The sequence below is a fragment of the Streptomyces sp. SID3343 genome (genome assembly GCF_009865215.1).
Classification (GTDB): Bacteria; Actinomycetota; Actinomycetes; order Streptomycetales; family Streptomycetaceae; genus Embleya.
Genome location: NZ_WWJX01000107.1, coordinates 1 through 10,261, shown reverse-complemented (window position 1 = coordinate 10,261; position 10,261 = coordinate 1). Strand labels below are relative to the sequence as shown.

Annotated in this window: 10 protein-coding genes and 1 pseudogene; 10 read left to right on the top strand and 1 reads right to left on the bottom strand. The window is 70.1% G+C overall.

Annotated features, from left to right (window positions below; all coding sequences use genetic code 11):
- The 5 genes and pseudogenes from GT354_RS03780 to purU form a co-directional block, all read left to right on the top strand.
- Positions 1-953 (top strand): annotated as a pseudogene (locus tag GT354_RS03780) (hypothetical protein); the annotation flags it as partial.
- Between the two features lie 268 nt (positions 954-1,221).
- Entirely contained in the window at positions 1,222-2,346 is a 1,125-nt protein-coding gene (locus GT354_RS03775) for a uroporphyrinogen-III synthase (RefSeq protein WP_161354729.1), read from the top strand.
- Positions 2,347-2,785: 439 nt separating this feature from the next.
- Positions 2,786-3,580 carry a DUF2968 domain-containing protein gene (locus GT354_RS03770; RefSeq protein WP_161354728.1) on the top strand — a complete coding sequence of 265 codons (795 nt, stop codon included), beginning with the start codon at positions 2,786-2,788 and terminating at the stop codon, positions 3,578-3,580.
- Positions 3,581-3,928: 348 nt separating this feature from the next.
- Entirely contained in the window at positions 3,929-4,366 is a 438-nt protein-coding gene (locus GT354_RS03765; RefSeq protein WP_161354727.1) for a hypothetical protein, read from the top strand.
- Positions 4,367-4,445: 79 nt separating this feature from the next.
- Positions 4,446-5,345 carry a formyltetrahydrofolate deformylase gene (gene purU / locus GT354_RS03760; protein WP_161354726.1) on the top strand — a complete coding sequence of 300 codons (900 nt, stop codon included), beginning with the start codon at positions 4,446-4,448 and terminating at the stop codon, positions 5,343-5,345.
- 34 nt (positions 5,346-5,379) lie between these two features.
- Here the strand turns inward: purU and GT354_RS03755 are convergent, their stop codons facing one another.
- Positions 5,380-5,598 carry a hypothetical protein gene (locus GT354_RS03755; protein WP_161354725.1) on the bottom strand — a complete coding sequence of 73 codons (219 nt, stop codon included), beginning with the start codon at positions 5,596-5,598 and terminating at the stop codon, positions 5,380-5,382.
- A gap of 443 nt (positions 5,599-6,041) precedes the next feature.
- Here GT354_RS03755 and GT354_RS03750 point away from each other — a divergent pair, with 443 nt between their 5' ends.
- The 5 genes from GT354_RS03750 to GT354_RS03730 all read left to right on the top strand — a co-directional run bounded on the left by GT354_RS03750 (position 6,042) and on the right by GT354_RS03730 (position 10,178).
- On the top strand, positions 6,042-7,235 hold the full coding sequence (locus GT354_RS03750; RefSeq protein ID WP_161354724.1) for an RtcB family protein: 1,194 nt from the start codon (positions 6,042-6,044) through the stop codon (positions 7,233-7,235).
- Between the two features lie 172 nt (positions 7,236-7,407).
- Positions 7,408-7,734, top strand: coding sequence for a DNA-binding protein (locus GT354_RS03745; protein WP_237534346.1), 327 nt, complete (start codon positions 7,408-7,410; stop codon positions 7,732-7,734).
- 85 nt (positions 7,735-7,819) lie between these two features.
- A complete protein-coding gene (locus tag GT354_RS03740) occupies positions 7,820-8,812 on the top strand; it encodes an AraC family transcriptional regulator (RefSeq protein ID WP_161354723.1) in 993 nt (330 codons plus the stop codon).
- 163 nt (positions 8,813-8,975) lie between these two features.
- Complete coding sequence (locus GT354_RS03735; protein WP_161354722.1) at positions 8,976-9,503, top strand: GNAT family N-acetyltransferase; 528 nt, start codon at positions 8,976-8,978, stop codon at positions 9,501-9,503.
- 153 nt (positions 9,504-9,656) lie between these two features.
- The gene (locus GT354_RS03730; protein WP_161354721.1) at positions 9,657-10,178 is read left to right on the top strand and encodes a GNAT family N-acetyltransferase; all 522 of its coding nucleotides are present in this window, start codon (positions 9,657-9,659) and stop codon (positions 10,176-10,178) included.
- Positions 10,179-10,261 lie beyond the last annotated feature (83 nt).

The window sequence follows — 10,261 nt, the reverse complement described above, 5'->3', positions numbered from 1 at the left end:
CCCCGCCCGCGGCCGACCCCGCCGATGCGACCCAGGCCTTCCCGGCGCACCTGTTCCGCGACGCCCCGCAACCCGGCCCCGGCGCCGGCCCGAATCCGGGCCCCCCGCAGCCGACCGCCGACACCTCGCACCGGCTGCACCAACCGCACCACGCACCCCCGGCGCACCAAGCCCCGCCCGCCGCGCCCCCCGGCTATCCCACGCCGCAGCCGTACTCGCAATACGCGCCCCCGGGCGTTCCACCGCACACCCCCGCCCCGGGCAGCGGCTACCGAGACGAAGGCCCTCCCGGTCGCTCGCGGACGCCGCTGATCGCCGCCGGTGTCGGCGGCATCGTCGTGATCGCCGTGATCGCCCTGTTCGCGGGCGGCGCGTTCGGCGACGACGACAAGGCGGACAAGGCGGACACGGCGGCGTCGTCCACCAGCGCGCCGTCCGCGCCGGCCACGAATGCCGCGCCGGAGAAGAAAGACACCCCGCAGCCGCCGCCGCAGGCCGACCCCACGGCCGGACAGGCGTCCGCCGTCGACGAACTGCTCAAGGTCAGCGCCGGGTCGCGCCAGATCGTCTCGCAGGCCGTCCAGCAGATCCAGAACTGCAGCAATCCCGCCGCCGGCGCCGCATCGCTCACCCAGGCCGCCACCCAGCGCGACCAGCAGGTCGCCGGCCTGGCCGGCCTCAAGACCGACAAACTCGACCGCGGCCCCGACCTGGTCACCGGGTTGCGCGAAGCGTGGGCCGCGTCCGCCGAATCCGACCGCGAACTCGCCGCCTGGGGCACCGAGATGGCCCAGGGCGGCTGTACGGACGGCAAGGCCAAGTACACCGAGCACAAGCGCAACGCGGACCGAGCAAGCGGCCGGGCCACCACTGCCAAGAACAAGGTGGTCGGCATCTGGAACCCCATCGCGCTCGGCAACAACCTCAAGAAGCGCGGGGCCAACGAGATCTGACCGGTGATCACCCCAGACGATCCCGAACCCGAGACCACCCAAGCCGAGAGCCACTCGGCCACGAACCCAACCACGAACCACGAAGCACCAACCACGAGCCATCAACCACCAGCCCCGAAGCGCCAACCCACCAACCCCGAAGCACCAACCCGAAGCACCAACCACGAGCCACCAACCACACGATCGATTCGGCGAGTTGCCCGCCGAACTAACCCCCGCGTGACCGTCCGGCAACAGCGACGTAACACACGTCGGCGAGTCTCGGTCCATGGAGACAGGCGCGGGGGCCGAACCGTTGATCGGGTTCACCATCGGGGTCACCGCGGCCCGCCGCCGCGACGAACTCCTCGCGCTGCTCCAAAACCTCGGGGCCAAGGTGATCGACGCCCCCACCGTGCGCATCGTCGCGCCCGCCGACGATCCGGTCCTGCGCCGCGCCACCGACCGCGCGCTCGAACGCCGACTCGACTACGTCGTGGCCACCACCGGAGTGGGCTGGCGCGGCTGGCTGGCCGCCGCCGACGGATGGGGCAACGCGGACCGGGTGATCGCCGCGGGTCGGGCCGGCGTGCTGGTCTGCTGCGGGCCCAAGGCGGTGGGCGCGGTGCGGGCGTACGGGCTGCGCGAGGTGTACTCGCCCGGCTCGGACGCCGCCGACGAGGTGCTCGCGTGGCTGCTCGCCCGCGACCTGCGCGGGCGACGGATAGCCGTCCAGGAACACGGCGCGCCTTGGGAGGGCTTCACCGCCGCGCTGCGCGAGCGCGGGGCCGACGTGGTGGAGATCCCCGTCTACCGCTGGGGCCCGCCCGACGACCCGGACGCCGTGCGCCGCCTCGTCGAGCAGACCGCGCGCCGGGAGATCCACGCGCTCACCTTCACCAGCGCCCCCGCCATCGGCGCGTTCCTGGAGACCGCCGACGCACAGGGCAGGCGGACCGACGTACTGGCCGCGCTGCGCGCCGACGTGCTGCCCGTGTGCATCGGCCCGGTCTGCGCGCGCCCGCTCGCCGAGCACGGGATCGAGACGGTGTGGCCCGAACGCGGCCGACTCGGCTCGCTCGTCCGTACGATCGCCGAGGCGCTTCCCGCCCGGGCCCGCCGGGTCCTGGACACCGGTGGCGAACGGATGATCCTTCAGGGCAACGCACTCCTGGTCGACGGCCGCACGATCTGGCTGCCGCCGGTACCGGGCGCGGTCCTGCGTGCCCTCGCCGAGAAACCGGGCTGGGTGCTCAGCCGAGCCGAACTGCTCCACCGGGTGTGGGCGGACACGCGTACCGACGAACACGCCGTCGAAGGGGCCGTCGCCCGGCTGCGCACCGCGCTCGGGCCGTACGCCGGCCTGGTACGCACCGTCACCAAACGCGGCTACCGACTCGCCGTGGACCCCTGAAGGCGCCCCCCACCGACCCGAGCCCACGCCGGCACCCCCCGGAACCGATGCCGAGTCCCGTCCCGAGACATCCCGAGAGGCATCCCCAGCCGCATCCCGAGACATCCCCAGCCGCATCCCCAGACCATCACGAGACGCATCCCCAGCCGCATCCCGAGACGTCCCGAGTCCCGTCCCCAGACATCCCAAAACGCATCCCGAATCACCTGTCGCATCAGGTCCCGAATCCACCCGGTGCCCGCCCCCGGGATCGTCGCGCATCTCGTGCCGAGCCCCCATTTCACACACCCGGCCGTGGAACCCGGGCCAAAGCGGTATATTTCCTGCGCGCGCTACCCCCCGCCTGGTAGGAGCCAAGTACCAACCCGCACCATGGCTGGGTGACAGGGGGTGAACACGAGCCTTGATACGCATACAACGGTCACGACTGTCGGTGGTCGTGGTTCTCGCCATGACCCTGGCCGGCACGGCCGCCTGCTCCGGATCGGAGCCGACCCGCAAGGTGGCCGAAACGGTCACCACCGCGTCGCCCAGCGGACTCGACGGGGGCTCCGCAGGCACGTCCACGACACCCGTGACGCCTACGGCCGTACCGCCCGCCGCGGCCGGCGATACCGCCGAGGCCGGCGCGTACGGCACCGAACTACTCACGTACCTGCGCACGACCGTGCACGGGACGCACGTCGCGAAGGTCCGCGTCGCGAGTTCGTACAAGGTCTACAAGGTCACCCTGGAGACCGATCTCGTGCGTGGCAGCGGCGCGACGCAGGACGAGGCGGTCGTCCGTGATCTCGCGGGCAAACTGCTCACCGAGACCGCGCAGTGGGCCGAGGAGCACCCGGCCCTGTGGATCGGCAGCATGGAGATCTTCGACTCGGACCGCGACGTGATCGACTTCCGGCTCGGCGCCGAACGCGACGACCGCAAGCCGGCGGCCGACGAGTACGGGGCCGGCATTCTCGCCGCCCTGCACGGGAGTGCCGAGGGGGCGCACGTGACGCAGGTCAGGCTCACGCTCGACCATCGGGGAGAGTACGAGCTGGCGGTCAACACCGATTTGTCCTCGCACCTGCCGAGCGACTACTCGATCGAGTCGGCGCAGGCGTTCACCACCGCGGACCGGATCGTGCTGGCGGCGACGAACTGGATACGGGACCATCCCGGCTTCACGGTCGCCGCGCTGCGGGTGTACGACAGCCAGCGGGGCCTGATCACCATCAAGGTCGCGGACTGACGCGAGCTGCAAAACAGACGAACGAACCAACGAACCAGCGGACGCACGGACGCACGGACGAACGGACGAACGGACGAACGAACCAACGGACGCACGGACGCACGAACGCGCGAGGCGAAGCGGACGGACGACGCGACGCACGACCGGGCCCCACGCGGTGATGCACCCCTGTGGGGGACATGTGTCGGTCTGCGGCATGATCGGTCGGGAATCGGCCCGAATTCGACGTCCGATCGCGATCGGATCCCGATCGGATCCCGATCGGATCCCGATCGGATCCCGATCTAATCGCGATCGGATCGCCGAAACCGAAGCGCGGACAGGGGAGAAGACGCCACGATGGCACGTATGCGCCAGAGCACCGTTCCGTGGTGGCGTTGGCGGGCCCAGGTCCGCTCCGCGCTGCACATGTTCGGCGACCCGACGTTCCAGCACGAGTGCTGGCTGGCCGGCCGCCCGGAGTACGGCACGATCACCGACGCGGTGTATCGCCTCGTCGGCGACTCGTGGCTGGACCGCTGGTCCGCGAACGCCTACGTCGGCTGCATGTTCGCCGACGCCGACGAAGCGGCGGTGGTGGACGCGGCGGTGGTCGAGATCCTCGCCGTACTGCACGAGATCGGTGAGGACGCGCCTGCTCCGGCCTACCTGACGCACGCGCGTTGGAGCCAGGTGCAGGCAGCCTCCCGAGCCGCGCACGTCGCGCTCGCGCTGACCGACGAGGACGATCCCGACGTGCGCCCCGACTCGCTGGACGTGCTCCGCATCCGTACCGGTGGGCGCTGAGCGCTTACCGGACGTGGGATCCTGTACGACCGCAACCTTCCAGGTAGACCGCAAGCTTTGGCACGAAAGGCGCGCGCCCATGACCGAGCAGACCACGACCCTCGGTACCACCGGCGGCGCGCGCACCGGTGGCCACCAGTACGTGCTCACGCTGTCCTGCCCGGACAAGCGCGGCATCGTGCACGCGGTGGCGAGCTTCCTGATGATGACCGGTTGCAACATCGTCGACAGCCAGCAGTTCGGCGACCGCGACACCGGCCTGTTCTTCATGCGGGTGCACTTCTCCGCAGAGGACGGCGTCGAGCTCGACGCGCTCCGGGCCGGGTTCACCGCGGTCGGGGCGTCCTTCCACATGGACTGGCAGATCCACGACGGCGACGCCCGCATGCGGGTGTTCGTGATGGTCAGCAAGTTCGGCCACTGCCTCAACGACCTGCTCTTCCGCAGCAGCATCGGCGCGTTGCCGATCGAGATCGTGGGCGTGGTGTCCAACCACCGCGACTTCGAGGATCTCTCGCGCTCGTACGGCGTGCCGTTCCACCACATCCCGGTCACTCGCGAGACCAAGCCCGAGGCGGAGGCGCAACTGCTCGCGCTCGTGCGCGAGAACGACGTCGAACTCGTGGTCCTGGCGCGCTACATGCAGGTGCTTTCGAACGACCTGTGCAAGCAACTCGAAGGCCGCGCGATCAACATCCACCACTCGTTCCTGCCGAGTTTCAAGGGTGCGAAGCCCTACCACCAGGCGCACGCGCGCGGGGTGAAGCTGATCGGCGCGACCGCGCACTACGTCACGGGGGACCTGGACGAGGGCCCGATCATCGAGCAGGAGGTCGAGCGGGTCAACCACGCGGTGACCCCCGCCGGGCTGGTCGCGGTCGGCCGGGACGTGGAGTGCCAGGCGCTGTCGCGCGCGGTCAAGTGGCACTCGGAGCGGCGCGTCCTGCTCAACGGAACCCGCACGGTCGTCTTCACCTGAGACCGGATCCCCGAGGTTCACCGCGCCGCCCGGCTCATCGGCTGCCGAGCACCAGGGCCACCGACCCGACCAGCGCCGCGGCCGCGCCGGCGATCCAGCCGGCGCGCACCGGGCGCGGGAACTCGGCGCGCTCCAGCGGACCGTCGCCGTCGAAGTCCCGGACCACCGGCGGTACCCGGACCCCACGCCGCGACCGGGCGAACACGACACACACGAACGCGCTGATCCACGCGCAAACCCCGACGGCGAACATGCCTGGGGAATGTACGCCCGACCCGGTCGGGTGTCACAGCGGCGCGTGGGGTGCGCGGGGGGCGCGCGACGACCCGGCCGACGCCGGCGGTCGACCACCCGGCTCCGGGCGATCCCCGAAAACCCTTTGCGGCGTGCCCCGTTGGCGTGGCTTGATGGAGACCGAGCCACGACAGGGCCTTCTTCCGTGTGTCCTGTCCTCGTAGGGAGAGGAGCAAGCCGTGCGGTTCCGTGACCACAGCCGACGCCCCGCCAGGAGCGCCGCGGCTCGCCGCGTGTAACCCCGCTTCGCTCCTTCTCCGCAGGACCCGCAGTCGCCAAACCCTGCGGGCCCTGCCACGGCTGCCCCGTGCTCGCACGCGGGCCACTACCCGGCGTGCGCCGGGGCAGCCACCCAATCCTCCTTACGCTTGACGTAGGACCACTCAGGAGAGTGACCAAACCATGTCGTACACCGAGGTCCCGGGCGCCCGGGTACCGATTCGCATGTGGACCGACCCCGCCGCGGTCGAGAGCCAGGCCATGCAGCAGCTCCGCAACATCACCACCCTCCCGTGGCTGCACGGCCTCGCCGTGATGCCCGACGTCCACTTCGGCCGCGGCGCCACCGTCGGCTCGGTCATCGCCATGCGCGACGCGGTGTGCCCGGCGGCGGTGGGGGTGGACATCGGGTGCGGGATGAGTGCGGTCAGGACTTCGCTCACTGCGGCCGACCTTCCCGAGGACCTGTCCCGGGTGCGTTCGAAGATCGAGCAGGCCATCCCGGTCGGGATGGGCATGCACGGCGAGGCGGTCAATCCGAGCAAGCTGTACGGGCTTTCGACGGCCGGCTGGGCGGAGTTCTGGTCGCGCTTCGACGACGTCGCGGACGCGGTGAAGTTCCGGCGCGAGCGGGCCGGGAGGCAGATGGGGTCACTCGGATCCGGCAACCACTTTGTCGAGCTTTGTGTGGATACATCGGATTCGGTGTGGCTCATGCTGCATTCGGGCTCGCGCAACATCGGCAAGGAACTGGCGGACCATCACATGTCGGTGGCCCGTTCGCTGCCGCACAACCAGGGGATCGTCGACCAAGACCTCGCGGTGTTCGTCAGTCACACGCCGCAGATGGACGCCTATCGGTCCGACCTGTACTGGGCTCAGGAGTATGCGGCGAAGAATCGCGCGATCATGATGGCCCTGTTCCAGGAGGTGATCCGGCGCGAGTTCCGCAAGGCACGGGTGACCTTCGAGGAGACGATCAGCTGCCACCACAATTACGTTTCCGAGGAGACGTACGACGGTGTGGACCTGCTCGTGACCCGTAAGGGCGCGATTCGGGCCGGCTCCGGCGACCTCGGCATCATCCCGGGTTCGATGGGGACGCGTTCGTACATCGTTCGCGGGCTGGGCAACGAGGCCGCGTTCAACTCGGCCTCGCACGGTGCCGGCCGCAAGATGAGCCGCAACGCGGCGAAGAAGCGCTTCACGGTCCAGGATCTCGCCAAGCAGACCGAGGGTGTCGAATGCCGCAAGGACTCGGGCGTCGTCGACGAGATCCCTGGCGCGTACAAGAAGATCGAGCACGTCATGCGGCAGCAGCAGGACCTGGTCGAGGTGGTGGCCGAACTGCGACAGGTCGTGTGCGTCAAGGGCTGACCGACGCCGAACGGGGGACGAGTGAACGCGGCGGCGGCGCCGCGTTCACCCGTGAGCGTGCGACCTCGTGCGTACCGGATGAGCGATGCCACAAGTGGTGGCACCGTTGCGGTATGAGTGAGTCCCGGACAGCGCGGGCCTGTCTCTCGCCATCGAACGCGACGCGCGCGTCATGGCCTTCCTCGGCTACGCGCGTGAACATCGGATCAGGGTGATCGCGAGTGTGGTCACACTGGTCGAGGCGCAGCATTCCCGGCTCGACCCGGCGGTCGTCTCGTTCACGTTGTCGCTGTTGGCGCTCGAACCGGTGACCGAGCGGATCGCTCGGGACGCGTCCGGTCAACTGATGGCGACCGGTCTGCACGGTCACACGTATGCCATCGATGCCATGGTTGCCGCGACTGCCCTGGCCCAGCCGGGCCCGCTGACCATGCTGACCAGCGGCATCGATGACATGCAGCGTCTGTGCGGCAAGTGGGTCAGGTTGGTCCATGTGTGAAAGATGAGACTTTTCATCACCTTGAGAGCCACTTGCATGTCCGATCGTCTCAATTTCTTGCGGTGTCTCGGCTAGGGTCGGCGGCATGGATGCTTTGACGAGTCTGCTCAACGGGCCGCGGGCGCAAGGGGCGTTCTTGTTGCGGTCGATGTTGAGTGCGCCGTGGTCGATGCGGATTCAGGACGAGGCGCCGTTGACCGTGGTGTCGATGGTGCGAGGGCAGGCGTGGATCGCGCTCGATCGTGGGGAGGCGATCCGGCTGGAGGCCGGAGACGTGGCGATCGTGCTCGGGCCGGATCACTATCGGGTCTCCGACGATCCGACGTCGCCGCCGCAGATCGTGATCCACCCCGGGCAACGCTGCACGACGCCCGACGGGCGCGATCTGGAGAAGGAGATGGCGCTGGGCGTGCGGAGTTGGGGCAACAGCCCGGACGCCGAGACCATCATGTTGACCGGCACCTATCAGTTGGCCGGCGAGGTGAGCCGGCCGCTTCTGGAGGCGCTGCCGGGGCTGTTGGTCATTCGCGACGACGAGTGGGACTGCCCGCTGATTCCGCTGCTCGCCGCCGAGATCGTCAAGGACGAGCCCGGGCAGGACGCCCTGCTCGATCGGCTGTTGGATCTGCTCCTGATCGCGATCCTGCGCGCGTGGTTCTCGCGCTCGGGTACGGAAGCGCCCGGTTGGTATCGCGCGCATCGTGACCCGGTGGTGGGCCAGGCGCTGTGCCTGATCCACAACAATCCCGAACGCCCGTGGACCGTGGCCTCGTTGGCCACCGCCACCGGCGTCTCGCGGGCGTCGTTGGCCCGCCGGTTCACCGACCTGATCGGCGAGCCGCCGATGGCGTTCCTGACCACGTGGCGGCTCTCGCTCGCCGCCGACCTGCTGTGCGAACCCGAGGCGACGGTCGGCGCGGTCGCCGAGAAGGTGGGCTACGGGAGTGCGTTCGCGCTCAGTACCGCCTTCAAGCGGGTGCGAGGGGTGAGTCCGCGCGAGCACCGCACGCTCGCGCTGCGCCGCGAACGCGTGGGCGTCGACGGTACTCGCCACCACGTGGTCGGTGCGCTGGGGTAGGTGGCCGGCTCGTCGTGGCGGGTACGCGGCAGCTCGGGGAGCTGGGGGTGTACGCCCGGTGGGCCGGCGACACGCCGACGGGCCGAAGGCGTGGGTCTGTCGGTCGCGGCTGATGTGATCGACTCGAACGGACCGGGCAGACGAGGGACGGGAGCCGGCGAGCATGTCGGAGCTGGTGTACGGGCCGCAGGTGCGGATCGAGCCGTGGACGGACGCGGATCTGCCGCTGTTGCGGCGCAACAACGCTCCCGAGATGACCGAGCATCTGGGCGGCCCCGAGACCGAGGAGCAGCTCCTCGCGCGGCACCGGAAGTATCTGCGGATCCCGTCCCGGGGGACCGGCCGGATGTTCAGCGTCGTCGAGTTGCCGGGCGGCGACACGGTCGGCGCGATCGGCTTCTGGGAGTTGGAGTGGCACGGCGAGACCGTGTACGAGACCGGGTGGGGCATCCTTCCCGAGTTCCAGGGCCGAGGGCTCGCGGTCGCGTCGGCGCGGGCGGTCGTGGTGGCGGCCCGCGCGCAGAACCGGCATCGCTACCTGCACGCGTTCCCGTCGGTGCACCACCCGGCGTCGAACGCGATATGCCGTCGGGCGGGGTTCACGCTCATGGGAAAGACGGAGTTCGAATACCCGAAGGGCAACCCGATCGAGAGCAACGATTGGCGCTTGGACCTGTCCGAGGGGCGGTAGGGGGAGATAGCGCGCGGACGGTGGTCCGGTCCGGCCCCGGCCCTACCGCGCGCGCACCGCTACGTGGCGGGGCCGACGTCGGTCGGATGAATCGGGCGAATACGCTCGGAGCGTACCCGGCCAGACTCCCGACCCGATCGGCCCCGCACTCTCATGACGCCTCGTACGTTGGTCGCCGAAACCGAGCGGCTGCTGTTGACCCGACCGCGCCCCGACGACGTGGCGGCGGTCTTCGCCGTGCACGGTGATCCGGCCACGAATCTGCACAACCCGAACGGGCCGCACCGCTCGCCGCAGGAGAGCGCGGACCTGTTGCGGTCGATGCTCGACGACTGGGAGCGGGACGGGATCGGCTACTGCGCCGTCGCGCGGCATGACGAGCCGGATGCCCTGATCGGCTTCGCGGGGACGCGGCTGACCCGGTTGAACGACGTGTCGGTTCTCAACCTGTACTACCGCTTCGCGCCGTCGGTGTGGGGATACGGCCTGGCGGGCGAGGCGGTGGGCGCCACCCTGATCGTCGCCCGGCGGCTGTTTCCGGAGGTGCCCTTGACCGCGCTGATCCGTGACGACAACCTGTCGTCGCGCCGGCTCGCCGAGCGGCTGGGCTTTCGGCCGGACACCGGCTTCGAGGACCCGGAGGGCCGCTCCGTGTATGTCCTGCCGATGGCGTGAGCGCGGGGTGGGCGGGGTGCGGGCGGGGCGCGGGCGGCGCCGGGTCGGTGCGACCGCGCGTCGGGGCTCGTCCGGCGCGACGG